This window comes from Cypionkella sp. (genome assembly GCF_030652235.1).
Classification (GTDB): Bacteria; Pseudomonadota; Alphaproteobacteria; order Rhodobacterales; family Rhodobacteraceae; genus Cypionkella.
Genome location: NZ_JAUSBA010000026.1, coordinates 49,293 through 73,110, shown reverse-complemented (window position 1 = coordinate 73,110; position 23,818 = coordinate 49,293). Strand labels below are relative to the sequence as shown.

The window sequence follows — 23,818 nt, the reverse complement described above, 5'->3', positions numbered from 1 at the left end:
CGATGCCCGACTGGTTTACCCCCGCCAACTGGTTCACTCCCGATGAATGGCGTGCAGTGGCTTTGTCGCTGCGCGTTTCGGTCTGGGCAACCGCGCTCAGCCTGCCCTTGGGCATCTACACCGCGCATCTCTTGGCGCGGCGCGATTTCTGGGGCAAGCATATTGTGAATGGCCTTGTGCATTTGCCCTTGATCCTGCCCCCGGTCGTCACCGGATACCTGCTGCTGCTGGCCTTCGGGCGTAAAGGCTTTATCGGCCAATACCTTGACCAGTGGTTCGGCCTCGTGCTGGCGTTCAAATGGACAGGTGCTGTGCTGGCCGCCGCCGTCATGGCGTTCCCGTTGATGGTGCGCGCCATCCGTATGGCGTTTGAGGCAGTAGACCCGAAACTGGAACAAGCCGCAGGCACGCTGGGCGCATCGCCGCTTTGGGTGTTCCTGTCCGTCACTCTGCCGCTGATCCTGCCCGGCATCATCGCAGGCGCGGTGCTGGCCTTTGCCAAAGCCATGGGCGAGTTTGGCGCGACGATTACGTTCGTCTCAAACATCCCCGGCCAAACCCAAACCCTGCCCTCGGCGATCTACACATTCCTGCAAGTTCCCGGCGGCGACAGCCAAGCCTTCCGATTGGTGCTGATCTCCATTGCAGTCGCAATGCTCGCGCTGATCCTGTCCGAGTTCCTCAGCCGCGCCGTTGCCCGCAGGATCAAAGGCACATGAGCCTCTCCGTCGCCCTCAGCCACCAGTTCCCCGGCTTCACGCTGGAGGTGAATTTCACCGCCACGCCCGGCCTCACCGCTTTGTTCGGCAAGTCCGGCTCTGGAAAAACCAGCGTGATCAATGCAGTGGCAGGCCTCTTGCACCCCGACCAAGGCCGCATCACCGCAGACAACACCACCCTGCTGGACACCCGCGCGGCGATAAACCTGCCCCCCCACCGCCGCCGCCTCGGCTATGTCTTCCAAGACGCCCGCCTGTTCCCGCACCTGACCGTCAGCCAGAACCTTGCCTACGGTCGCTGGTTCGCCCCAAAAACCCCTAATCTGAAAAACGGCGGCCCCAATTTCGACGATATCATCGACCTCTTGGGCCTGAACGCCCTACTCAACCGCCGCCCCACAGCCCTCTCTGGCGGTGAGAAATCCCGCGTGGCGATCGGGCGCGCTTTGCTGTCGAACCCCGCCCTGCTGTTGATGGACGAGCCCTTCGCCGCCTTGGATGAGGCCCGCAAAGCCGAGCTGCTGCCCTATATCGAAACCCTGCGCGACCAGACCCAGATCCCGATCCTCTACGTCAGCCACGCCCTTGCCGAGGTCGCCCGCCTTGCCACCACCATTGTCGTGCTCGACCAAGGCCGCACCCTGCGCGCAGGCCCCGCCGCCGATCTGCTGGCTGACCCCGATCTCGCCCCCAGCCTTGGCATCCGCGCCGCAGGGGCCGTCCTCACCGCCACCGTAACCGCGCAAAACTCCGACGGCCTGACACAATTGCACACCCACGGCGGCCCGATCTGGCTGCCAAAAATCGCCGTCGCCCCCGGCACCAAACTGCGCATCCGTATCGCCGTCCAAGACGTGATCCTGGCGCGCCAACGCCCCGAGGGCCTGTCCGCCCTCAACATCCTGCAAGCCACGATCACCGAAATCCGCCTCTCCGAAGACGGCGCGCTTATCCAACTTGGCCTTGGCCCCGAGCATCTGCTCGCCCGCATCACCCGCCGCTCTGCCGAGGCGCTTGCGCTCTGCCCCGGCCAAACCGTGTTTGCGATTGTGAAATCCGTCGCGGCGGCTCAAACAGATGTGGGCACTCGATAAGGAAGGCTGCACATGATCATCCGCGACAAACCCCGCGCTTGGGAGCTGGCCTTTGCGATGCGCGGCTCCGTGCTGCCGCATATCGCCCTACCTCTGCTCGGCGTGATCGCACTTGCCGCCGCTATGGTGGTGCTCGATCACCAATTCGGCGTGCTGCCGCATATTGAAGGCATCCCGTTCACCGTCTTCGGCATCGCCCTCTCGCTGTTCCTCAGCTTTCGCAACAACGCCGCCTATGATCGCTGGTGGGAGGCCCGTAAGCTGTGGGGCGGTCTGCTGGCTGATCTGCGCAGTCTTGCGCGTGAGTTGGAAGTCTTCGCCCCCGACCAAACCCTGCGCCAGCGTATCCTGCGGCAATCGCTGGCTTTTCTGCACCTGCACCGCGCACAGCTGCGCCGGTTGACGCATGATGCCGAAACCCAAGCCCGGTCGCCCGAACTGCTGGCCGATCCGCACCCGCCCTGCTCGGCCTTGAACAGGATCAACACCGATCTCGCGCAAGCCTATGCCAACAACCAAATAGACGGCTTCGGCGCGCGCACCCTGACTGCCCGCTTGGGCAGCATGGCGCTGCAACAAGCAGGCTGCGAGCGCATCGCCGGAACCCCGTTGCCCTTCGTCTATTCGCTGTTGATCTACCGCACCACCTACCTGTTTTGCCTGCTGCTGCCGATGGCCCTCATCGGCACCTCCGGCTGGCTGACACCGTTGTTCGTCGGCATCGTAGCCTATGTTTTCCTAGGGCTGGCGGAAGTGACCGAGGAACTCAGCCATCCCTTCGGCACCACCCTGAACGCCCTGCCGCTGGATGCAATCTGCCGCGCCGCCGAGATCAGCCTCGCGCCATATCTGGGCGAGCCTGCCCCGAAACCGCTACAGCCAACCGATTTCCATCTCAGCTAACGCATATCCAATTCCCCAAGCCGCCCCGGCCCTGCGCCGGGGCCTCGTGGTTTTCGTCACAGCCCATGCAGCCAGAGCATCCGCTCGGCCAAATCCGGCGCGCCAAACGCCAGCGAGCCCATCACCACCGTCTCCGCGCCCGCGCCGCGCAACAGCGGCACCGTGGTGTCCCTGATCCCGCCATCCGCCGCCAAAATCACCCGGCGACCCGCACCCGCAATCAATGCCGCAGCCTCCCCCAACCGCGCCCCCGCCGTCGGATCAAGCCCCTGCCCCTTCACTCCAATCGCAGTGCCCAAAAGCGTCAGCATATCCAAGCGGCTGACCCATTCCGCCGCTTTCGCCACCGGAGTTTCCACCCGCAAAACCATCCCCGCCTTCAGTCCATGCGCCGCGATCCGCTGCAAGCCGTCGCCCGCATTTGCATTTTCGACATGCACCGAGATCAGATCGGCCCCGGCTTCGGCAAACTGGTCAATCTGCGAAAGCAGCACCGCAGCATCCACCATCAGATGCACATGGATCGGGATCGCCGTGAGCGCGCGCAGCCCCGCCACAAGATCAGGAAAGAACAGCAAAGCGGGGGCAAAATGCCCATCCGCCACGTCGATATGCAAAATATCGGCGTGCGGCGTGATCCGTTCCAGATCATCCGCCAGCCGGATCAAATTGGCCGACCACATCGAATATTCCGCAAGCAATCGGCTACGTGGCAGCGCCGAAATCCAGTCAGGGTGCGGGCGGGGCATCATCAATCTCCTTCAGAAATTCTGTCATCGCATCGGCAAGCGCCGCCAGATGCGCTACTTTATCGCGTGCCTTCGCAGGCAGTTCCACCAGCCGCGCCTGCGGGATCAGATCAGCCAAAGCCTGCGCATGGGCCATCGGATGAATAGCGTCCTCGCCGCAGCCACAGACCAGAGCCGGAATACGAAGGCTGCGCAGATCATCCGCCGTAATCCCCGGCCCATCGGCGGAAATCGTGGTCAACAACCGCGCAGTTTCCACCTGCGGCCTACGACTGAAAAAGCCTTTCAACGACGCAAGGTTATCCGGTGCCTCGATCTCCAGCCGTCGCGCCGTCTCACCGCTCGCGAAAAACGCCCGCGCCTGATCCAGCGGCAACACCTCCAACAACATCCCGACCTCGGCGTTCGGCGCCATGTTTTCCGGCGCGTCCTCCACCACCCAAGCGGGTCGCACCAGCACCAAGGCCCGCACCAGATCAGGCCGCGTCACCGCCAACCGTGTGGCAATCGCCGCCCCCATTGAGATGCCACCCAAGACCACAGGCGTGCCAATCGCTTCAATCATCGCCGCCACATCGTCCGCGAAACAGGCGATGGAAACCTCATCCCCCAGCGGCGACATCCCGTGCCCGCGACACTCCAACCCCTGCCAACGCTGCAAGCCAAGCCCCTGCATCGCCTCAGCAATCTGCCCGGACCCACCGCACAGCCCATGCTGAAACACCAGCGCCGGGCCCGTCTCACCACCGCGATAAACTGCCAGTTCCAAGCCATCGCGCTGCAGTGCCGAAATCTGCATCACAGCCCCGCCAACACGCCGGAAAGATAACGCGCCACGCCCGCAGCCTCCGCCGCCGCCAAGCCATGCGTCACCAGATCGCCGTCAAAGCCTGCCGCGCGCAAACGCCCCAGAAAATGTGGAAAATCCACCACGCCCTTGCCTGCCGTGGCAAAGCGACCCGAAGCATCGCGGTCCTTGGCATGCGCCATCGCAATCCGATCCGCCAGCAAATCCACCGAACGGCTCAGCAAATCGCGTTGCTCCGCCAGCGTCGCCACCTCAAACAGGTTCGCCGGGTCCAGCACAATTCCCAAGGCTGGACTTTGCAACGTATCCAGCAGCAAGCGCGCCCGCGGGGCGGTATCGACCACATTCGCCAGTTCCGGCTCGATGCCCAGCTTGATCCCCAAAGGTTCCGCCAAAGCACAAGCCTTGCCCATCTCCGCCACTAAATCCCGCCACGCCTCTGCCGAGCCATTGTCAGGATGATGCCGCCACTGGTCTGTCGCGTCCCGCGTGCCGGTACACAGCGTCACCATCCCCGTGCCCATCGCCGCCGCATGGCGCAGCAAAACCTCTAACCGCGCCAAGCCCTTAGCCCGCATCGCCGGGTCCGGATGGATCATGTTATACGTCCCCGACACCGCTGCAATCGCAACCCCCGAGGCCCCACGCGCCGCCGAAACCGCCGCCACATCCTGCACGCTCAACGCATCCGGCATCGCCGCCAACCCCGAGCAGGCCATATTATACTGCACGCAAGCAAAGCCCGCCGCCTTCGACGCTGCCAACACCGTGCCCGGATCACTGCCCGCAAAGGTCTTGGCGAAAATCCCCAACCGCATCACAGCGCCCCCGCCACATCCGCCAGTTTCACCGGACGCCCCTCGCGCGCCGACACTGCAATCGCAACCATGGCGCGGACGGATGCAATGCCGTCCTCAATATCCGCCCCCGACTGCGGGGTTCCTTTCAGAATGGTATCGGCAAAGCCCTCCATCTGGCGGCGATAGAAATGCCCATCCGCGCCCAGAACCCTATGCGTCGCACCGTCGGATTCCTTGAAAATATCCACCTCTGACGACTTATAATACCACGGATTATAAGTCTTCCCCAGCACCGAGCCCTGCGCGCCGTAAATCTGAAACCCCTCGTGCCAATCCATCCGCACCGCCACCGTCAGATCGAGATGCCCCAGCACGCCACTGGCAAATTCCACATCGACAAACCAGCAGCGGATGCCCGCCCGATTGAGCAACCGCGCATCGACCGCCACGATCTCACCCGCAAAATACCGCGCCGTATCAACCAGATGGCTGCCATGCGCCAACATGTAATAGCGATCCAGATCAGCCTTCGGATTTTCACTCGGCTTGCGCGCGTTCTTCGAGGTCACCATCAACGGCTGCACCGCATCGGTCATCGCATAGCGGTGGGTATTGTCGCAATACCACGCTTTCAGCGCCACCATTTGCCCCATTTCACCGTCAATAAAGCCCTTCGCCGCCTGCAATCCGGCGTCATAGCGCTTCATATGGCCAACTTGCAGTGTAAGCCCCGAAGCCACTACCGCAGATCGCAAACTCTCCGCTTCCTCAATGCTGACCGCCAAAGGTTTCTCGCAGAGCACATGTTTGCCCGCCTGCAACGCCATCAAGGCCGCAGGCACATGAAACGCGTCTGAGGTCGCAATCACCACCGCCTCAAGCTCAGGGTCCGCCAGCATCCGGGCGTAGTCATTATAGCTATGCCGAGGCGCGTGGGTGGCCGCCATCCGGTCGCGCAAATCATCCGCCACATCGCAGATCGCATAAAGCTCGGCATTGCGCGCCTTGGTGCAGGACTCGAAATGCGCGGCCTGCGCAATCGGCCCGCAGCCCAGCACACCCACCCGCAGCAACCGGTCCTGTTTCACGGGCATCGCCTATCCTTTCACAGCATTAATTTCGGCCAAGGAAGAATTTCCCTCCATCGGCCCCAGCTTTTGCACCGCCAAAGCCCCCGCCGCATTGGCGCACGCCAAAGCCTGCGGCAAAGCCTGCCCCGCCGCGAGCAACGTCACCAAAGTGGCACAAAAACAATCACCCGCCCCGGTCGGGTCGACCACCGTCACGGGGTGCGCGCGCAGGGCCACCTGCCCATCCGCATCGCGCCCGATACAGCCCTGATCACCACGTTTCAGCACAACCACTTTCGCCGCCCCGGCCAACAACCGCTCCGACCAATCGGTAAAATCCTGCCCCGGATACAAAACCGCTGCATCCGCATCCGACGGCAACACATATTCCGCCATCGCAATGATCCGCATGAGCGCGCTCAGATATCCTGCATCCGAGATCAACTCTGCCCGGATATTCGGATCTATCGAGATCGCAACCCCTTGCGCGCTAAGCCTTTCGCATAAAGCCAGTCCCACCGCCCGCATAGCAGGATCACCCAGCATGGAGCCCGAAATATGCAGCACCGAGATCCCCGCCACCAGAAATCCTGCGGTAATCTTCTCCAGCGCGAGCAAATGCGCCGCCGCTGAATGGGCGATGTTGAACACGAAATCCCGGCTGCCATCGGAATTATAGCTGACAAAAGCCGAACCCGTTGGCACCCCCGGCACCACCCGGATCAGCGCCGGATCAACGCCATCCGAAACCAAACGATCCAGCACAACCCGCCCAAACGCATCGTCCCCGACAGCCCCGGCAAACACCGCCCGCCCGCCGAAACTCGCCGCCACCCGAGCGGCCTGGTCAATGAAGATCCCCGGCGCACCCGAAGGAAACGGCCCGACATAGGGCGCGGCCACAAGGTTGCGCCCATCCTTTTGCGCGCAGACAAACTCCACCAGCAACTCGCCGATGGACCCGATCACCATGGGCCTCTTAGACGTCGCAGCCATAATTCAGCCGCCAACCATCAGCTTGACGACCTCATCATGCGTCGTCTCGGAAATCCGCCGCTCTCCGGCCTGCACCCCGCGCCGCAACACCACGATCCGGTCGGCCACCGCGAAGATATCCTGCAAGTTGTGCGAGATGAAAATCACCCCGCGCCCCTGCGCTTTCAACTGGTGGATCAACTGGATCACCTTGCGCTGTTCCGGCACGCCCAAAGCCGCTGTGGGTTCGTCCATGATCAGGATTTGCGCGTTCCAATACACCGCGCGGCCAATCGCAACTGCCTGCCGCTGCCCGCCCGAGAAATTCGACACTGGCGCATCCAGGCGGCTGACATGGAAGTCCAGCAACGCCATGGTGGACTTCGCCGCCTCCGCCATTTTCGCGCGGTCCAGCACCGGCAAAAACCCAAACGCGCGGCGCATCGGCTCACGCCCCAGAAAGATATTCGCGCCGATGGTAAGGTTATCAGCCAGCGCAAGATCCTGATAAATAGTCTCAATCCCAATATCGCGCGCCTCTTGCGGCGAGGCAAAACTAACAGGTTTGCCTTGCAGCAAAATCTCCCCTGACGAGGGCTGATACACCCCAGAAATCGCCTTGATCAGCGTGGTTTTGCCCGCGCCATTGTCGCCAGCCAGCGCCACAACTTCGCCTGCCCGCACCATCATCGTCAGATCATTCAGCGCCTGCACCGGGCCGAAATTCTTCGACAGGTTGCGCACTTCCAACAGCGGTTGCCCGATTGGGGTCATCTCACTCACTTTGCCGCCCTCCCGAAAACCGCCGTTGCGCTTGGTCGATCAGCACCGAGATGATGATCACCACGCCGACAGAAATAAACTGCCAGAACGGCGCTACGTTGATGAACACCAGCCCGTATTGAATAACCGCGATCACAAACGCGCCCGCAACCGTGCCTAAAATCGTGCCCGAGCCACCAAACAGGCTGGCCCCGCCGATCACCACCGCCGCCACCGAATCCAGCAACAACGGCTCACCCGCCTGCGCAGCACCCGCGCTGAACCGCGCAGCGTACAAAACTCCCGCCAGCCCCGCGCACATCCCTGATAGGATATACAGCCGCAGCAAATGCCATTTGATGTTGATGCCAGCCCGCCGTGCGGCTTGGGCATTGGCCCCAATCGCATAGTTATGCTGGCCAAACCGCGTCTGCCCCAGCAGGTAATGCATCACCAGCACGAACACGGCCGTCACCAGAATGATATAGGGCACGCCGTAAATCTTGCCATTGCCCAACGCCGCGAACACCTCGTTCTTCACCGGAACCGTGGTGCCGCCCGCCAGCAGAAACGCCACCCCGCGCGCCACGCCAAACATCCCCAAGGTGCCAATAAACGGCGGAACCTTCAGCAAAGCCACCAGCAAGCCGTTGATAAAGCCCGGAATGGCCGAGACCGCCACCGCGACCAAAGACCCCAACAACACCGCAGGCCAAAACCCCAAACCCGGCGTCAGCCAGTTGATCACATGCGCCGCCACCACCGCCGCCAGCCCCATGATAAAGCCCATCGACAGATCAATCCCGCCCGAGATGATCACGAAGGTCTGCCCGGTCGCCAGCAACAACGGCGCCACCGCGAACACCGCAATCGACTGGATGTTGAACGGGTTGAACAGGAAAGTGCCGCCAAAACTTAAGCGTGACCAAATCTCAAACCCGAAGATCAGAAAAGCCAGAAACAACCAGGCCCGCAAATCAGCCACGCGCTGCAGCACTGTGCGCGCCTTATCGGCATGGTCGGCTTGCGGGGCCACATGGGAGGTGGCAGCAGGAGGCGATGTCATATGAAATTCCTAAACTTGGGCAGACCCGCTTGGCCTGCGCAACAACAAGCGGCCCGCCTGAAGGGGCCGTCTTGGATCGGCAATTCGGTCGGTAAAATGGGGGAGGGTTCTGCCCTCCCCCTAATCGTCTCACTCAGCGTAGATGTATTTCGCGATTTCCGGATCGGCGATGTTCGACTTGTCCATGATGGTAAAGCCAGTGCCGATGCTGACCGGGATCGAGTTTCCGGTCAGGTGGGCATAGGCCGCAACCACGCCGAAATAGCCAATCTCTGCCGGATGCTGCGCAATCGCCACGTCAACAAGGCCAGTGCTGATGTTATCGACAATCGAGCCCGGTGCGTCAAACGCCACAACTTTGATATTGCCGGTCTGGCCCGCTTGCTGCACGCCAGTGCCCGCGCCCAAAGCCGAGAACAGGTTGGCCCCGAATACGCCTTTCAGATCGGCATCGCGGGCAAACACGCCTTGCAGTTGCGAGGCGGCTTTGTTGGCATCATTGTCGTTGAATTGAGTTTCCAACACGGTGACTTTCGGGAAATTCTCCGCCATTTCAGCCTTGAAGCCCGCTTCGCGCTGGTCAGTGGTCGAAATGCCGGGCTTGACGTTCGATACAAAAACCTTGCCCTCGCCGCCGATGGCATTGGCCAAAGCCCGCGCCGCCATCCGGCCGCCCAACACGTTGTCCGACGCAATATAGGCCAACGGGAAATCCGCATCGCCTGCGCCGGTCTGGTAAATCCCAGTGCCGATGAACGTATCCACGGTGATCACCGCGATACCCGCATCATGCGCCTTACGCAGTGGCTCGATCAACTGGGTGGTGTCGGTCGGCGCGATCAGAATCGCATCTGGGCCGCGCGCAATCACCGCGTCCAGCACCGGAACCTGCGTCACCGGGTTGAAATCGGGTGCGCCCTGAAACACCAGCTCGACGCCCAAAGCATCCGCAGCCGCCTGAGCGCCCTTTTGCATGGTGATGTAGAACGCATCGGTGGTCAGGCCGGGCACCAGCGCGATGGTGAATTTCTTGTCTTGAGCCACGGCCGAGGTGGCGATCGAGAATGTCAGCGCCAGTGCCGAAGCAGCGCCCAGAAAACTACGACGTTTCATTTTATTCCTCCCTGAATACCCGTCCTTGCCCCCTCCTCAAGCGGCAAAGCGGATGGCTGTGTCACCCGTTTTGGGCGCGTCCAGTGCGGTGATAACACGTCGCGAAACGGCCTTCGTCAAGAGAAATATTTTGCTGCAAGTATTTTCTTAGGCTTTTCAGCCCGAAACCGAATCGCAGCCTAACCCTGCCGCGCCAAAGCATCCAGAACCGCCTCAGCCGTCCGCGTATCGGTGAGCAGACCCGAGATCAGCCCCGCCCGCGCCGCGCCGATGATCGAATGCACTTTCGCCTCGCCCACCGCGACGCCAATCACCAACCCCGCGCGGCGCAACTGCATGCAAGACACCGCAATCATCGCGCCCTCGCCGCGCCACTGCACGATCTGGCCCTGCGCATCGAAGTAATGCCGAACCACATCGCCCGCGGCCTCCGCCAGATCCGGGTCACCCACATCCGTCGCGCCTTGCGTCGGGCGATCCAAGCCATACGGCAGGCCCACGCCCACCACCGCCACGTCAATCCGGTCCCACAAAGCCACCGCAGCCTGCACCGCAGGTTCCGCCAGAAAGAAATCCAATGCTTCCGGCGCAGGCAAGTAGGGCGCATGGATAAAATGCGGCACCCCACCCGTCACCTCGGCAGCCCTGCGCGAAAACTCATTGCTCTGGAAATGCTGCGCGTGCTGGCTCATCCCGCCCGTCGAAGGCACCACCGACACCCCCGGCAAAGACGGCAAACCGCCGTCGATAATCGCCGACACCGTCCGCCCCCAGCCCACCATCAGCACCGAACCTTGCCCCAACCCTTGCGCCCCAACCATGCGCGACAACGGCCCCGCCAGCGCCTGCACCCCCGCCGCCACCGGCGCATCCACCGCCACTACGGTCTTCAACCCCAACCGTTCCGCCAGCATCCCGCCCAACGCATCCGGCGCGTGGATATCGCGCACCTCGATGCGCACGATTCCCTCGGCCCGTGCCCGTTGCAACAGGCGCGAGATTGTGGCCGTCGACAGCCCCAACTGCTTGGCGATCTGCACTTGGCTCAGATCCCCCTCGTAATGCAGCTTGGCGACGGTGTGCAGCATGGCTCGGTTTTCACCGATGACGGCTCCGCTGGAAATTGACAGGTTGCAATTCCTTTCTGCAAGGTGTTACAGGTTCCACATGTGATGCTTATCCCGCAATATCCGCGTTCAGGCAACTGGCATCTTCGCCACCCCTGCGTCGCGCCAAATTTCTGGAGACTTCCGATGGCTGCCCCGATGTCTAGCATGACAACCGCCGAACGCCGCGGCTATCAACAAATCTGTGGCGACGATGGCGCGATGATGGTGATCGCCTGCGATCAACGCGGTGGGATGCGTGCGCTTCTGGCGAAATCGCCCGAAGAACAGGCCGCAATTTCCAATATGACGCTTGGCGAAACCAAGATGGACATCACCGCCTACCTCGCCCGCCAAGCTGGCTGCGTGCTGGTCGATCCGCTTTGCGCCGTGCCTGCTTTGGTCGACGAAGGCGCGATCCACCGTTCTACCGGATTGCTGATCGGCCTGGATGCCTCGGGCTTCGATCTCACCCCCGAAGGCTACCGGATTTCCAACATGTGCGAAGGTATCAACGCCCGCCGGGTGCGCGAACTGGGTGGGACGGGCGCGAAAATCATGATCTACCTGCGCTCGGATACCCCCGCGGCGAACACCGCCAACATAGAAACACTGCGCGCGTCGATCAAAGATTTCGCCGCCGAAGATCTGCTGCTGGTGGTCGAATTCCTGACCTATGCCCTGCCCGGCGAGGCCCCCGAGGCCTATGCAGCCAAGATCCCCGAACTGATCGAAGGCGGCTCGAAACTCTGCCTTGGTGCAGGCTCGAAAGTGCTGAAAATCCCTTATCCGGGCACGCCCGAGGCCTGCGCCAACATCACCAAGATGTGCGGCACCGTGCCGTGGGCCGTTCTGTCGGCAGGCGTCGATCATGCCACCTTCCTCGGCCAAGTCGAAATCTCCATGGCCAACGGCGCCTCTGGTGTCATCGCAGGCCGCTCGCTGTGGAAAGACTGCATCTCGCTGGACCGCGCTGTCACCCAGAGCCGGCTTAAGACCATCGCCGTCCCCCGCCTGCGCGAAATTCAGGCGGTTATCGCCAAACATTTCAAGGCCTAGGCGTGACAACGGGCACCGCCATTGGCATCGACATTGGCGGCACTCGCCTGCGCGCCGCCCGCGTCACGGAGGGCGTGATTGAAGCCCGCGCCAGCACTGAAAGCGCCCGTGATCCGGCTGAAGTCACCGCCCGTGTGCTGGAACTTGTGGAAAAGGTGCGCAACGAGGCTGTCACCGCCCTCGGCATCGGTGTTCCCGGCCAAGTCCACGCCACCACCCGGCAAGTCCTATCCGGCGGCTATGTCGATCTCTCGGGTTTCGACTTCGCCGGGCAGATCGAAGCCGCCACCGCTCTGCCCGTCACGCTGGAAAACGACGCCACCATGGCCCTATTGGGTGAGGCCGCTTACGGGGCCGCCCAAGGCCAACAGAACGTCGTCATGCTCACCATCGGCACCGGCATCGGCGGCGCGATCTTGGATCAAGGCCAAGTCCTGCGCGGGCGCGGCGCGGCGGGCCAGTTGGGCCATATCGGCATTGATCCGCAGGGGCGCCCCTGCGTCTGCGGCAAAATTGGCTGCGTCGAAACCACCTCTTCCGGCACCGCCTTTGGCGTGCATCTGGGCGAAGCGGGCTTTGCGCCCGACACCCGCGCGGAAGACCTGCTCAGCCGCCAAGATCCCAACGCCCGCGCCGTGATCCACGCTTGGGCCGCCCCCCTGCGCGCCGCCATCGACAGCTTGATCGCCACCCTCAACCCCGATTGCGTGCTGATCGGCGGTGGGGCCGGAACCGCCGCCCACGCCGCCCTCGCCCAATTCCCCGCCGCCCCCTCATGGTTCAACGCCGCCGTCCTTGCCGCCAGCTTAGGCGACGACGCAGGCGTGATCGGTGCCGCCACCACCGCGCTCAAAAACCGCCCCCACAAACGCGCGGTCTTCGTCAACGGCGTCCCCGCTTCTGGCAAATCCGGCGTCGCGCGTGCATTGTCCGATGCGACAGGCTGGCCGATCCTCGCACTCGACACCATCAAAAACCCGTTCCTGACCATCCTGCCGCCCGGCGACCGCCTGTTCAACCGCACCTTAGGCCGTGCCTCTTACGCCGCGATCTTCGATCTGATCGCCGACGCCCCCGCCAATACCACCGTGATCATCGACGCATGGTTCGGCTTCCAACCCATCGAGACTCTGCAAGCCCATATCAACCGCGCAGGCCTCACCGAGATCGCCGAACTCTGGTGCCACGCCCCGCCCGAGGTGATTGGTAGCCGCTACGCCGCGCGCTTGGGCCAACGCCCCGCTGGCCACCCCGGTGCGCAATATGTCCCCGAACTGATCAGCCTCGCGGCAGCCGCAAAGCCCACAGGTCTCGCCCCGCGCATCGAGGTCGACACGACAAAGGCCATCAGCGCCAAACCCATGACCGACTGGCTGGCACAACTCTGGCGCTAAGACTAAGCTACCAACGCCGCGGATAAATCACCGCCCCCGCAAATTGCTCTTTTCAAAATACTCCCTGCGGAGCATCCAACACCCGCCACCACCGCTCCGCCAAAGCATTAACAAACCCTTAAGCCCGCCTTCCAACCCATTGACCCATCTCCATAAAAAAATGGTCCCGAGTTGGGACCACCTAAACAGGGCCAGTCCCAAAGGCCAGCCCCCCAAACAGCCCCAATCAGAAAACCGAAAACTCGCCCACCCCAAAGCCCGGCATATTCACGCCGACATTGCCAAACTCCAACCCCGCCGCCCCGCCAAATCCGTCCGCATCATAAAACATATTGCCGGTATCAGTCTCATAAATGATCCGATCCGTAGTCCGCACCGCCAACCCGGTCAAATTAGCGACAAAATTTGCCGCCGCCAACGCCCCCACCGACAGCGCCCCAAACATCGCATCATCCAGCCTGATCCGATCATCTGCCGAAACATAACCGCTGATCGTATCCGAACTCGCAACCCCAGCGGCGGCGTTAAACACGAATACATCCAACCCCGCCCCGCCAATCAGCAGATCCTTGCCCAACCCGCCGTTCAGCACATCATTGCCGGTGCCACCGTTCAGCGTATCGGCCCCCTCCAGACCACTCAGCGTATCATTGCCGCCCAGCCCGATCATCTGGTTCGCCGCCTTATTGCCCACAATCGTCTGCGTCAAACCATTGCCGGTCAGATGGATCACCGTGCTCAGCGCCGCGTCAATCGTTGTCAAAATCTCAATGTCATCATCCGCCGCCAACACATAGCTCGCCAAGGCCCAGACGCGGTCTGCAGTGCCATGTCCGGCGATCTCGACAATGCTGTCTTGCTGGGTGTTGACATAATACCAATCGTCGCCGCCACCGCCGTCCAGCGTATCATTGCCGATGCCGCCGTAAAGTTGGTCCGCCCCGCCAAGCCCGTACAGCACATCATTTCCGCCGGAACCCGCCAAAATATTCCCCCCCGCATTGCCCGTGATCGTCTGCGCCAAATCATTGCCGGTCAGATTAAGCGCCTGCGTCACAGCAACATTGGTGGTGGTGAGAAATTCGATATCATCATCCAAAGCAAGGCTGAAGCTAACCGACGTCGCGACGTGATCCGCCGTGCCAGCGCCGCCCACCTCGTTGATGTGATCCAAGGCGTTGTCCACGATGTAAGTATCATTGGCGCTGCCGCCCGTCATCACGTCCCGGTCCACGCCTCCATTCAGCGTATCTGCACCTGCCCCCCCCTCAATTGTATCGTTGCCGCTGCCGCCGATCAGCATATCACTGCCATTGTTGCCGCGCAGTGAATTGGCACTCGGGTTACCAGAGATCACATCATTGCCGCTGCCGCCAAACGCCTGCTCCACCACCGTGCCATAAGCGATGCCCATATTCAGCCGCCCGCCCAGCACATCCGACGAGGCGCCCTGCTGCAAAGCAATCCGTTGCGCGCCCGCGAATCCCGACATATCCACCGTATCGGTGCCGCCATTGTCGAAGATGGTGAAGGCGACATAATTGTCATTCGCTGGATCATTCAAACTCACCGCAGCATCCAGCGCCGCATTGCCTGTATTAGAGTTGAAACCGTAGGTGGTGTTGCCGGTGCGGGTGGTGGTGGACAGCCCATAGAGATTGCCGATCGCCAGAATATCCGCGATCATCGGCGTCAGCACCCAGCGAAATTGCGCGTTAACGAAGGTATTGTAATCAGTGCCATCGCGCGAGAATTCGTCATGCATCGACTGCATATAGGACATGATCGACAGATGCTGAGAATCGTTCAGATAGTAATTGCTGGTGCCGTAAGTCGCCGAGCCATTGTAATTGCCGCCATGGCCCAAGCCAAGCGCGTGACCCAATTCGTGGATGGTGGTCTCAAAGGCGTAACTGTCCAGCGTCGTGCCAAACTCGGTCAGCCACCCCGTCGTGATCATCAGCGCAGAACTGGTAATCGTGCCATCCGCCAAAGTGACATTGTTGTTATAGGCGTTCACCCCCGCCTCGCTGTCATCAAAGCTGATCTGCGCCGCGCCCGCCGTGGCGGTAAAGGTGATGCCGCTGACATCCGACCACATGTGCAGCGCCTGCAGCGCCATGGCCGCCCCGGCCGCGGTCAACTGGGTCACATTATAGGTGATGGTGCGCCCGCCCGACAGATCATAGGCGGTGGCGGGAACGTTCTCTGACGTATCCGCCCCGAAAAAGCGCTCAAAATTATTGGTCAGCTGCCACGCCACCTCATCCGCCGTCAACATCATGCCCGCGGCTTCATGCCGAACAGCCGAGATCACGAAATCGCCGGTATTTGTGCCAAAACCGCTGGCATCGACAAAATATGTCCCTGTCGTCGTAGCGGTAAACGTCACAAGGGAATTCAGCGCCAACGCAGCGCCAGCATCGTCATTTGACACCAGAATCGACCCTGAAGCATTGCGCAAAGCCAGAAACGGATCCGAGACCGGCGTGCGCCCCACCCCTAACAGGCGGAAATCATAGCTTTGCCCGGCGACCAGCGTGACGGCAAACCAGTCATGATCCTCCGCGACACCCACCGAACCATAAGTGCTGGTGCCAAGGATAACTCGCGCGGTGGTCGCAGTGTTTGCCGCGACATCCACCAGCGGCAAAGGCAGAGCATTGATCGACTCTGTGTTTGTGTTGGAGTATGGCATTTTAATCTCCTTACTTCATTGCAAAATATGCGGTATTTATAAAATGCGCGGTCAATCGAATTGGGTTGCAAACAGCAGCATGGTCCCAAACGGGATTATTTTGCACGTCATGAAAATTTTAACATTTGGCAAACATTCTGTCTATGCCGCCATCCGGCACAAACTCGGCCCAATGTTTCCTCAGAGCAGTATTTCCTCAGCCCAATGTTTCCAGCAGGCTGACCAGCGGACAGACCAAAGCCGCCGCCGAACTGGCCTGCAACGGTGAATCCACGCTCCCCAACCGCATCTGTTGCGTGGTAAAGGCCACGAACTGCCCCTGCACCTGCCGCCCGACCGTTAGCATCACCATGGCACGATGCGCATCGCGCGGCGCTACCGTGACAATCAGCACCTGTGCCCCCTCCGGGGTTGTGGCTTCGGTACTGAGCACGCGGCTCGACTGACGGGTAAAATCCGCCCGCAGCCGCGCGCAAAACCCCGGCATTTCGGGGCTTTGCCCAGCCCCAATTTGCCCCGCCCCAAACTGACACTGTAACCAGACCGGAGCCCGTTGTTTCACCATAACAATCCCCTGCTCTCCATACTGCGGCACAGGTTGCGCTGTCGTCGCACCAACCTCCAAGCTTGCAGCGACACCCAGCACCAGCATCCCGCCAATCTGCGATACATGCTTCAGCATCAGACCCTCCAACCTCTGCAAAGCGCTCTGTAACGCCAGCAGCCAAGCCCAAGCTTACAGGTTTTCCTTAATGAAAATCTCAATCCTGATCTTTTCTTGCGAGGCTAAAATCTCGCGCCGATCACAGCGCGCCCGCAAAATCCGCATCACCGAGCGCACCAGATGGCCGGGGTCTTGCGTGATCAGCGCATCGATCTGGCCCGACAGCAGGGCCGCCTCGGTGAACGGCGTGCGCTCATGTGCAATGATGGCGGCACGGGTCGGCTGCGCCGTCACAATCTCCAACGGCACCCGCGCTTCCGGCCCCAGCACATAAACCCCGGCAATCCCGGCATGGCTGGCAAAACTGGCGCGGATGATCCGGGCCGAACGCTCGGGGTCGCCGTAAGTTTCCAACGACGGCAGCACGGTCAGATGCGGATAATCGGCATGGATCACTTCATCAAAGCCCAAGCGGCGCTCTAGGCTGTCACGGGCGTGCATGGTTTCGGCCACCACCAGAATTTTTCCCGCAACGCTGGGCGCAAACCGCCCCATCAACCGCCCCGCCGTCGCCCCCGCCGCGCGGTTGTCGATGCCGACGAAATCTTCCGGCGCAGAACTGATCTGACCCGAGATAAAACTGACCGTGGCAATGCCGCGCTCGGCCAGTCGCGCCATCGCGTCGCGCACCTGCGGAAACTCTGGGGCCATGATCGCCACGCCATCGACTTGCTCGGCATCAAGCCTGCCCAAGAGGTTCGCAATTTGATGCGGATCGCTGTCGTGGATATGCCGTACCTCGGCGCGCATCATCTCGGGCGCAAAAGCCAGATTGGCTTCCGTGATTCGCGCCACCACCCCAGCGAGAAACTGATCCCCGCCGCGCGGCAGCAGAAACAAAAACCGATAATCCTTGCCGCGCGCCAGATTGGCCGCAACCAAATTTCGAATAAATCCTAACTTTTCAATAGCTTGATTGACTCGTTCGACAGTATCTTTGCGCACGCCGGATCGGTCGTTCAACACGCGGTCCACCGTGGCCAAGCTGACCCCTGCGGCAATCGCAAGATCTTTCGTCGTCGGTCGCATCGGATTTGAACCCCTCTCCTTCGATTCTTTTGTTCGATATTTCCGCAGCTTGCAATCAAATTGAGGTACGCACCTCAAAAATCGCTTGCTATGAGGTACGTACCTCATTTAGCCTTCTCTTAGCAAAGAGTCGTGGCGAGGAGGCCGTGGCCTGCAACCGGGAGGAATAAAATGAACGCGAAACTGCTGCTGACCACGGCGTCCGTCGCCATCATGGCCATGAGCGCCGCAAAAGCCGAAGATCTGACCCTGTGCTGGGCCGCATGGGACCCAGCCAACGCCCTGATCGAGTTGTCGAAGGAATATGAGGCCCAATCCGGCAACACCATGCACTTCGAATTCGTGCCATGGACCAGCTTTGCCGACCGTATGCTGAACGAGTTGAACTCGGGCGGCAAACTCTGCGATCTGATGATCGGGGACAGCCAATGGATCGGCGGTGCCGCTGAAAACGGCCAATATATCAAGCTGAACGACTTCTTCGACGCCAATGGCATCAAGATGGATGATTTCATCCCCGCCACCGTCACCGGCTACGCCGAATGGCCGAAAGGCACGCCAAACTACTGGGCGCTGCCGGCCTTTGGCGATGTGGTCGGCTGGACCTACCGCAAGGACTGGTTCGCGCGGCCTGAACTGCAAGCCGAATTCAAAGAGAAATACGCCCGTGACCTCGCCCCACCCGCAACCTTTGACGAGCTGAAGCAGATCGCCGAATTCTTCCAGAACCGCCAGATTGACGGCAAAACCGTTTACGGTGCCTCAATCTATACCGAGCGCGGCTCGGAAGGCATCACCATGGGTGTCATGGATGTGCTGTATTCCTTCGGCTTCAAATACGACAACCCTGAAAAACCTTATGATATGGAAGGCTTTGTGAATTCCGAAAGCGCCGTCAAGGGGCTTGAATTCTACAAATCCCTCTACGATTGCTGCGTCCCGCCGGGGTCTTCCAACGGCTATATGGGCGAAGGCGTTGATGCCTATAAATCCGGCCAGGTTGCCCTGCAGATGAACTTTGCTTTCACATGGCCTGGCTTTAACACCGACGCCAATGTCGGCGGCGACAAGACCGGCTATTTCGCCAACCCAGCTGGCCCGAACGGCGATAAATTCGCCCAACTTGGCGGTCAGGGCATCTCGGTGGTTGCCGCTTCCGACAAACAAGACGCGGCGCTGACCTATATCAAATGGTTCGCCCAGCCCGAGGTTCAGGCGAAATGGTGGAAACTCGGCGGCTATTCCGCCCTGCGCGCCGTGGTCGAAGACCCCGGTTTCGCCACCAGCCAGCCCTATGCGCAGACCTTCCTTGACAGCATGGCGATCGTGAAAGATTTCTGGGCCGAACCCAGCTACGCCACCCTGATGCAGAGCTCGCAGAAGTGGTTCCATGACTATGTGGTGGCAGGCAATGGCACCGCGAAAGAAGCCCTCGACGGTCTCGTCGTCGATTGGCACGCGACCTTTGAGGAAGAAGGCAAATACTAAGCCAAACTCCCCCCGCGATCAAAAGCGGGGGGTTCGCGCGAGGCTCTTGAGGGCCAACAGAGCCTCGCGCATGATACCCAAAGCGGCCCTCAGGAAAGCCAATCCCATGCCCGATCCCTTCCAGCGCGCTGCACTCGCCACGCCGCCGAAACTTGCACACCAAATTCGCGGCCTCTCCGACCGCACCATTGCGTGGCTGTTCGTCGCCCCGACGATTTTCCTGCTGCTCGCCGTCAACATCTTCCCGCTGATCTGGACCATTCGCCTTTCCCTCACCAACTTCCGCACCAACCGTCCGAACAATGCGGTGGAATGGGTCGGGATTGAAAATTACCGCAAAATCCTGACCAACCCCGACACTTGGGCCTCGCTGCAAGCCACCGCACATTTTCTGGTCTGGACCATCACGCTGCAAGTTCTGATCGGCTTTTCCCTCGCTTACCTCATCAACAAAAAGTTCCGCAGCAATGACCTCTGGACCACTTTGATCGTGCTGCCGATGATGCTGTCCCCCGCCGTGGTCGGCAATTTCTGGACCTTCCTCTACCAACCGCAAATTGGATTGTTCAACTATTTCATTGCCTTCCTGACCGGTGCCGACCCCGCCAGCTTTTCAATGATCGGCGAAGTCGCCCTCGCCCCCTGGGCCATCATCATCGTTGACACTTGGATGTGGACGCCCTTCGTCATGCTGATCTGCCTTGCTGGCCTGCGCTCCATCCCGCCAAGCATCTACGAGGCCGCCGAATGTGACCGCGCCTCGAAATGGCGGCAGTTCTGGACCATCACCTTGCCGATGGCCCTGCCCTTCCTGATGCTGGCCGTGCTGTTCCGCGGCATCGAGAACTTCAAAATGTTCGACCTCGTTGTGCAACTGACAGGCGGCGGGCCGGGGGCCACAACCCAGCTGACCTCCATCGACCTCAAGCGCGAAGCCTTTGAGAAATGGCGCACCGGATACGCCAGCGCCTATGCGGTAATCCTGTTTGTCACCGTCTTCGGCCTCGCCTCGATCTACGTCAAAGCCCTGAACAAGGTGAAAGACAGATGAGCTATTCCATCACAGAACCCTCATCCCGCCAAAAATGGATCGCCGGTGGCTTAGTCATAGCCTACGCCATCCTCACCCTGCTGCCGCTTGCATGGATCATCGCCACCGGGTTCAAAACCCCCGCCGACGCCATCGCCTACCCGCCGAAAGTGCTGTTCACCCCGTCCCTCGAAGGCTACGTCAACCTGTTCACCAGCCGCTCGCGCGTCACGCCCGAAGACCTCGCAGCCCTCGGCCCACCGACCACATGGTATGACAGCATCGTGCGCCAATACGACATGGTGATCACCGGGGCCTCGCGCTACGGCGAGCGTTTCCTGAACTCGGTCATCATCGGTTTCGGATCAACCTTTCTGTCGGTTTTTCTAGGCACCATCGCGGCTTACGCCTTCAGCCGCTTCAAAGTGCCACTGAAAGATGACCTCTTATTCTTCATCCTCTCCACAAGAATGATGCCCCCCATCGCTGTCGCGATCCCGATTTTCCTGATGTATCGCCAGCTTGGCCTCAGCGACACCCATCTCGGCATGATCCTGCTTTACACCGCCGTTAACCTGTCACTCTCAGTCTGGCTGCTCAAAGGTTTCATCGACGAAATCCCCATCGAATACGAAGAAGCCGCCCTGATCGACGGCTACACCCGCTTTCAGGCCTTCTACAAAGTGGTGCTGCCGCAAGCCGCCACCGGCATCGCCTCGACCGCCATTTTCTGTCTGATCTTTGCGTGGAACGAATACGCCTTCGCCGTCCTTCTCACCTCTGGCACCGCCCAAACTGCCCCGCCCTTCATCCCCACCATCATTGGCGCAGGCGGCAAAGACTGGCCCGCCGTCGCCGCAGGCGCCACGCTGTTCCTGCTGCCGATCATGGTCTTCACCATCCTTTTGCGCAAACACCTGCTGCGCGGCATCACCTTCGGGGCAGTACGCAAATGAAAAACTTTCTCAACGGCATCCTGCACCTGCGCCGTGGCCCGTGGGAGATGCTTGCCACCATCCTGATAGCCCTAGGCGTGTTCATGCTGATGCAGCCCTTCGCTTTGATCTTGTTCACCTATTCCTTCTTGGTGACGCTTATCGGCACGGTGATGTTCATCATCACCAGCCATTTCCCGGAGTAACCGATGGCCCAAATCGTCATCAAAAGCCTGCGCAAAGAGTTCGGCGCGTTCACGGCGGTGCAATCGTCCAGCTTCACCATCGAGGACGGCGAGTTTTTCATGCTGCTGGGGCCATCCGGCTGCGGCAAAACCACCACCCTGCGGATGATCGCCGGGCTGGAATTGCCGACCGCAGGCGAGATTTTTATCGACGGGACCGAGGTTAGCCAAAAGCCCGCCAGCCAGCGCGACATCGCCTTCGTGTTCCAGATGTTCGCGCTTTATCCGCATATGAACGTTCGCAAAAACATCTCTTACCCGCTGGTCAGCCAAGGCATGAAGCGCGATCAGGTGCGCGCCAAAGTCAACGAAGTCGCCGAAATCCTCGGCATCACCTCGATCCTCGAAAAGCCCGTCGGCGGCCTCTCTGGCGGTGACCGCCAGCGCGTCGCCCTAGGTCGCGCCATCGTCCGCGACCCCGCTTGTTTCCTGATGGACGAACCCTTGGGCGCGCTGGACGCCGAATTCCGCGAACATATGGCGCTGGAACTGCGTGCCCTGCACGACCGCATGCGCGCCACCACAGTCTACGTCACGCACGACCAACTCGAAGCCATGCAAATGGGCGACAAAATCGTTGTGATGAACCATGGCGTGGTCGAGCAATTCGGCCGCCCGCAGGAAATCTACGACTGGCCCGCCACCACCTTCGTCGCCCGTTTCATCGGCTCGCCTGCGATGAACCTGCTGAATTTCGACGGCATGGTCGGCAATGGCAGCACCCAAGTCACCCTCTCCGACGCCGCGATAAAAATCCCGCCGATGATCAGCGGTGCCAGCGGCCCCCTCACCCTCGGCGTGCGCCCCGAACACATCCGGCTTGACGACGCAGCCCCGCTGAAGGCCCGCATCAAAGCCGCCGAATACCTCGGCACCACCCAGATCATCACGCTCGACACCCCCCACGGCCCCGTCAAAGCCCGCATCGCCTCAGATCAGCCCGCCACCATCGGCGACACCACCGGGCTGGCCTTCGACCCCCGATCCATCACCCTGTTCGACCCCACCGGCCACGCGCTGATCTCTGAGGCAAATCAAAAGGTTCTGTCCCATGGCTGAAGTGATCTTACACAACGTCTCAAAATCCTACGGGGTCCAAAGCGCGCTAAACGGCGTCAGCATGACCATCCCCGATGGCGCGTTCGTGGTGCTTTTAGGCCCCACAGGCGCAGGCAAAACCACCACCCTCCGCCTCGTCTCAGGCCTAGACACCCCCACCACGGGCGACATCCTCATCAACGGCCAAAGCACAAAAGGCCTTACCCCCGCCCAGCGCAATGTCGCAATGGTGTTCCAGCAATACTCGCTTTACCCCCACCTGACAGTGCGCGAAAATATGGAATTTCCGCTGAAATCGCCGCTTCTGCGCACGCCCCGCGCGGAAATCACCCGCAAAGTCGCCGAAGTCGCAGAAATCCTGCAAATCTCCCACAAACTGGACAACAAGGCGACAGCCCTGTCAGGTGGCGAGATGCAGCGCGTCTCGATCGGCCGCGCCCTTGTCAGAAATCCCGCCGTCTATCTGATGGACGAACCCCTCAGTTCCCTCGACGCCAAACTTCGCGCCGACCTGCGCGTTGAACTCAAGAACATCCAAGCCAACCTTGGTGCGACCTTCCTCTATGTCACCCATGACCAGATCGAAGCGATGACCATGGCCACCCATGTCGGCGTCCTTGACTGCGGCCGCCTCGTGCAATTTGGCACCCCGCGCGAGATCTACGAACAGCCCGTCAGCATCTATGCCGCAGGCCGATTGGGCCAGCCGCATATCAACATCCTGCCCGCCGATCTGTTCGGCCATGCCCCGGCCAATGCCAGTCGTATAGGCCTGCGCCCCGAACACATCCAGCAAGGTGTGGGCCAAGACGCGCTGGTGAAACGTATCGAACACCTCGGCGATCAAACCCGCCTGCATCTCACGTTCAAAAACCACGATCTGACCACCGTGACCGAGGCCCACACCCCTCTGCGCAGCGGCGATATCCTGAAAATCCAGCCGCAGCGCCCGTTCTATTTCGACGCCAGCGGCACCCGCATTTAAGGAGACC

At 60.9% G+C, this 23,818-nt stretch carries 23 protein-coding genes; 11 read left to right on the top strand and 12 right to left on the bottom strand.

Annotation, left to right across the window (positions count from 1 at the left end; genetic code table 11):
• Positions 1 to 2: 2 nt before the first annotated feature.
• Genes modB through Q7V03_RS08140 form a run of 3 tightly spaced genes read left to right on the top strand, consistent with a single transcriptional unit; the run spans position 3 to position 2,716 of the window.
• Positions 3 to 719, top strand: a complete 717-nt coding sequence (gene modB, locus Q7V03_RS08150) for a molybdate ABC transporter permease subunit (protein WP_304925101.1) — start codon at positions 3 to 5, stop codon at positions 717 to 719.
• Entirely contained in the window at positions 716 to 1,813 is a 1,098-nt protein-coding gene (modC, locus tag Q7V03_RS08145; protein WP_304925100.1) for a molybdenum ABC transporter ATP-binding protein, read from the top strand. Before modB ends, modC begins: the two co-directional genes overlap by 4 nt.
• Positions 1,814 to 1,825: 12 nt before the next feature.
• Positions 1,826 to 2,716: a bestrophin family protein gene (locus Q7V03_RS08140; protein WP_304925099.1), complete on the top strand. Its 891-nt coding sequence runs from the start codon at positions 1,826 to 1,828 to the stop codon at positions 2,714 to 2,716.
• A gap of 56 nt (positions 2,717 to 2,772) precedes the next feature.
• Here Q7V03_RS08140 and Q7V03_RS08135 read toward each other — a convergent pair whose 3' ends face one another.
• From Q7V03_RS08135 to Q7V03_RS08095, 9 genes are all read right to left on the bottom strand, one after another.
• The gene (locus Q7V03_RS08135; protein WP_304925098.1) at positions 2,773 to 3,465 is read right to left on the bottom strand and encodes a ribulose-phosphate 3-epimerase; all 693 of its coding nucleotides are present in this window, start codon (positions 3,463 to 3,465) and stop codon (positions 2,773 to 2,775) included.
• Complete coding sequence (locus tag Q7V03_RS08130; protein WP_304925097.1) at positions 3,446 to 4,264, bottom strand: alpha/beta fold hydrolase; 819 nt, start codon at positions 4,262 to 4,264, stop codon at positions 3,446 to 3,448. The genes Q7V03_RS08135 and Q7V03_RS08130 overlap by 20 nt, the downstream gene beginning before the upstream one ends.
• Positions 4,264 to 5,091: a sugar phosphate isomerase/epimerase gene (locus tag Q7V03_RS08125; RefSeq protein WP_304925096.1), complete on the bottom strand. Its 828-nt coding sequence runs from the start codon at positions 5,089 to 5,091 to the stop codon at positions 4,264 to 4,266. The genes Q7V03_RS08130 and Q7V03_RS08125 overlap by 1 nt, the downstream gene beginning before the upstream one ends.
• Positions 5,091 to 6,167, bottom strand: a complete 1,077-nt coding sequence (locus Q7V03_RS08120) for a Gfo/Idh/MocA family protein (RefSeq protein ID WP_304925095.1) — start codon at positions 6,165 to 6,167, stop codon at positions 5,091 to 5,093. The genes Q7V03_RS08125 and Q7V03_RS08120 overlap by 1 nt, the downstream gene beginning before the upstream one ends.
• A 3-nt stretch (positions 6,168 to 6,170) precedes the next feature.
• Positions 6,171 to 7,112 (bottom strand): carbohydrate kinase family protein, encoded by a 942-nt coding sequence (locus Q7V03_RS08115; RefSeq protein WP_304925094.1) that lies wholly within the window; start codon positions 7,110 to 7,112, stop codon positions 6,171 to 6,173.
• 30 nt (positions 7,113 to 7,142) lie between these two features.
• A complete protein-coding gene (locus Q7V03_RS08110) occupies positions 7,143 to 7,892 on the bottom strand; it encodes an ATP-binding cassette domain-containing protein (protein ID WP_304925093.1) in 750 nt (249 codons plus the stop codon).
• Between the two features lies 1 nt (position 7,893).
• On the bottom strand, positions 7,894 to 8,946 hold the full coding sequence (locus Q7V03_RS08105) for a ribose ABC transporter (RefSeq protein WP_304925092.1): 1,053 nt from the start codon (positions 8,944 to 8,946) through the stop codon (positions 7,894 to 7,896).
• A 129-nt stretch (positions 8,947 to 9,075) separates the two neighbouring features.
• On the bottom strand, positions 9,076 to 10,059 hold the full coding sequence (locus tag Q7V03_RS08100; RefSeq protein ID WP_304925091.1) for an ABC transporter substrate-binding protein: 984 nt from the start codon (positions 10,057 to 10,059) through the stop codon (positions 9,076 to 9,078).
• A 179-nt stretch (positions 10,060 to 10,238) separates the two neighbouring features.
• Complete coding sequence (locus Q7V03_RS08095) at positions 10,239 to 11,147, bottom strand: sugar-binding transcriptional regulator (RefSeq protein ID WP_304925090.1); 909 nt, start codon at positions 11,145 to 11,147, stop codon at positions 10,239 to 10,241.
• Positions 11,148 to 11,312: 165 nt separating this feature from the next.
• Here Q7V03_RS08095 and Q7V03_RS08090 point away from each other — a divergent pair, with 165 nt between their 5' ends.
• Positions 11,313 to 12,224: a tagatose-bisphosphate aldolase gene (locus Q7V03_RS08090; RefSeq protein ID WP_304925089.1), complete on the top strand. Its 912-nt coding sequence runs from the start codon at positions 11,313 to 11,315 to the stop codon at positions 12,222 to 12,224.
• A 2-nt stretch (positions 12,225 to 12,226) separates the two neighbouring features.
• Complete coding sequence (locus Q7V03_RS08085; protein WP_304925088.1) at positions 12,227 to 13,618, top strand: ROK family protein; 1,392 nt, start codon at positions 12,227 to 12,229, stop codon at positions 13,616 to 13,618.
• A 226-nt stretch (positions 13,619 to 13,844) separates the two neighbouring features.
• On the opposite strand, the gene Q7V03_RS08080 is transcribed toward Q7V03_RS08085, so the two are convergent.
• The 3 genes from Q7V03_RS08080 to Q7V03_RS08070 form a co-directional block, all read right to left on the bottom strand.
• The gene (locus Q7V03_RS08080; protein ID WP_304925087.1) at positions 13,845 to 16,316 is read right to left on the bottom strand and encodes a M10 family metallopeptidase C-terminal domain-containing protein; all 2,472 of its coding nucleotides are present in this window, start codon (positions 16,314 to 16,316) and stop codon (positions 13,845 to 13,847) included.
• Positions 16,317 to 16,512: 196 nt separating this feature from the next.
• Positions 16,513 to 16,998, bottom strand: coding sequence for a hypothetical protein (locus tag Q7V03_RS08075; protein ID WP_304925086.1), 486 nt, complete (start codon positions 16,996 to 16,998; stop codon positions 16,513 to 16,515).
• A 54-nt stretch (positions 16,999 to 17,052) separates the two neighbouring features.
• A complete protein-coding gene (locus tag Q7V03_RS08070; RefSeq protein WP_304925085.1) occupies positions 17,053 to 18,069 on the bottom strand; it encodes a LacI family DNA-binding transcriptional regulator in 1,017 nt (338 codons plus the stop codon).
• A gap of 171 nt (positions 18,070 to 18,240) precedes the next feature.
• On the opposite strand from Q7V03_RS08070, the gene Q7V03_RS08065 reads away from it, so the two are divergent.
• The 6 genes from Q7V03_RS08065 to Q7V03_RS08040 all read left to right on the top strand — a co-directional run bounded on the left by Q7V03_RS08065 (position 18,241) and on the right by Q7V03_RS08040 (position 23,811).
• Positions 18,241 to 19,557 carry an ABC transporter substrate-binding protein gene (locus Q7V03_RS08065; protein ID WP_304925084.1) on the top strand — a complete coding sequence of 439 codons (1,317 nt, stop codon included), beginning with the start codon at positions 18,241 to 18,243 and terminating at the stop codon, positions 19,555 to 19,557.
• Positions 19,558 to 19,663: 106 nt separating this feature from the next.
• Complete coding sequence (locus Q7V03_RS08060) at positions 19,664 to 20,608, top strand: carbohydrate ABC transporter permease (RefSeq protein ID WP_304925083.1); 945 nt, start codon at positions 19,664 to 19,666, stop codon at positions 20,606 to 20,608.
• A complete protein-coding gene (locus tag Q7V03_RS08055; RefSeq protein ID WP_304925082.1) occupies positions 20,605 to 21,543 on the top strand; it encodes a carbohydrate ABC transporter permease in 939 nt (312 codons plus the stop codon). Before Q7V03_RS08060 ends, Q7V03_RS08055 begins: the two co-directional genes overlap by 4 nt.
• On the top strand, positions 21,540 to 21,728 hold the full coding sequence (locus Q7V03_RS08050) for a hypothetical protein (RefSeq protein ID WP_304925081.1): 189 nt from the start codon (positions 21,540 to 21,542) through the stop codon (positions 21,726 to 21,728). Before Q7V03_RS08055 ends, Q7V03_RS08050 begins: the two co-directional genes overlap by 4 nt.
• A gap of 3 nt (positions 21,729 to 21,731) precedes the next feature.
• The gene (locus Q7V03_RS08045; protein WP_304925080.1) at positions 21,732 to 22,826 is read left to right on the top strand and encodes an ABC transporter ATP-binding protein; all 1,095 of its coding nucleotides are present in this window, start codon (positions 21,732 to 21,734) and stop codon (positions 22,824 to 22,826) included.
• Positions 22,819 to 23,811 (top strand): ABC transporter ATP-binding protein, encoded by a 993-nt coding sequence (locus Q7V03_RS08040; RefSeq protein WP_304925079.1) that lies wholly within the window; start codon positions 22,819 to 22,821, stop codon positions 23,809 to 23,811. Before Q7V03_RS08045 ends, Q7V03_RS08040 begins: the two co-directional genes overlap by 8 nt.
• Positions 23,812 to 23,818: the final 7 nt, after the last annotated feature.

Bases quoted from the DNA above. Each gene is read 5' to 3' on its own strand.
- modB (WP_304925101.1), top strand. From the start codon at position 3: ATGCCCGACTGGTTTACCCCCGCCAACTGGTTCACTCCCGATGAATGG.
- modC (WP_304925100.1), top strand. From the start codon at position 716: ATGAGCCTCTCCGTCGCCCTCAGCCACCAGTTCCCCGGCTTCACGCTG.
- Q7V03_RS08140 (WP_304925099.1), top strand. From the start codon at position 1,826: ATGATCATCCGCGACAAACCCCGCGCTTGGGAGCTGGCCTTTGCGATG.
- Q7V03_RS08135 (WP_304925098.1), bottom strand. From the start codon at position 3,465: ATGCCCCGCCCGCACCCTGACTGGATTTCGGCGCTGCCACGTAGCCGA.
- Q7V03_RS08130 (WP_304925097.1), bottom strand. From the start codon at position 4,264: ATGCAGATTTCGGCACTGCAGCGCGATGGCTTGGAACTGGCAGTTTAT.
- Q7V03_RS08125 (WP_304925096.1), bottom strand. From the start codon at position 5,091: ATGCGGTTGGGGATTTTCGCCAAGACCTTTGCGGGCAGTGATCCGGGC.
- Q7V03_RS08120 (WP_304925095.1), bottom strand. From the start codon at position 6,167: ATGCCCGTGAAACAGGACCGGTTGCTGCGGGTGGGTGTGCTGGGCTGC.
- Q7V03_RS08110 (WP_304925093.1), bottom strand. From the start codon at position 7,892: ATGACCCCAATCGGGCAACCGCTGTTGGAAGTGCGCAACCTGTCGAAG.
- Q7V03_RS08105 (WP_304925092.1), bottom strand. From the start codon at position 8,946: ATGACATCGCCTCCTGCTGCCACCTCCCATGTGGCCCCGCAAGCCGAC.
- Q7V03_RS08100 (WP_304925091.1), bottom strand. From the start codon at position 10,059: ATGAAACGTCGTAGTTTTCTGGGCGCTGCTTCGGCACTGGCGCTGACA.
- Q7V03_RS08095 (WP_304925090.1), bottom strand. From the start codon at position 11,147: ATGCTGCACACCGTCGCCAAGCTGCATTACGAGGGGGATCTGAGCCAA.
- Q7V03_RS08090 (WP_304925089.1), top strand. From the start codon at position 11,313: ATGGCTGCCCCGATGTCTAGCATGACAACCGCCGAACGCCGCGGCTAT.
- Q7V03_RS08080 (WP_304925087.1), bottom strand. From the start codon at position 16,316: ATGCCATACTCCAACACAAACACAGAGTCGATCAATGCTCTGCCTTTG.
- Q7V03_RS08075 (WP_304925086.1), bottom strand. From the start codon at position 16,998: ATGCTGAAGCATGTATCGCAGATTGGCGGGATGCTGGTGCTGGGTGTC.
- Q7V03_RS08070 (WP_304925085.1), bottom strand. From the start codon at position 18,069: ATGCGACCGACGACGAAAGATCTTGCGATTGCCGCAGGGGTCAGCTTG.
- Q7V03_RS08065 (WP_304925084.1), top strand. From the start codon at position 18,241: ATGAACGCGAAACTGCTGCTGACCACGGCGTCCGTCGCCATCATGGCC.
- Q7V03_RS08060 (WP_304925083.1), top strand. From the start codon at position 19,664: ATGCCCGATCCCTTCCAGCGCGCTGCACTCGCCACGCCGCCGAAACTT.
- Q7V03_RS08055 (WP_304925082.1), top strand. From the start codon at position 20,605: ATGAGCTATTCCATCACAGAACCCTCATCCCGCCAAAAATGGATCGCC.
- Q7V03_RS08050 (WP_304925081.1), top strand. From the start codon at position 21,540: ATGAAAAACTTTCTCAACGGCATCCTGCACCTGCGCCGTGGCCCGTGG.
- Q7V03_RS08045 (WP_304925080.1), top strand. From the start codon at position 21,732: ATGGCCCAAATCGTCATCAAAAGCCTGCGCAAAGAGTTCGGCGCGTTC.
- Q7V03_RS08040 (WP_304925079.1), top strand. From the start codon at position 22,819: ATGGCTGAAGTGATCTTACACAACGTCTCAAAATCCTACGGGGTCCAA.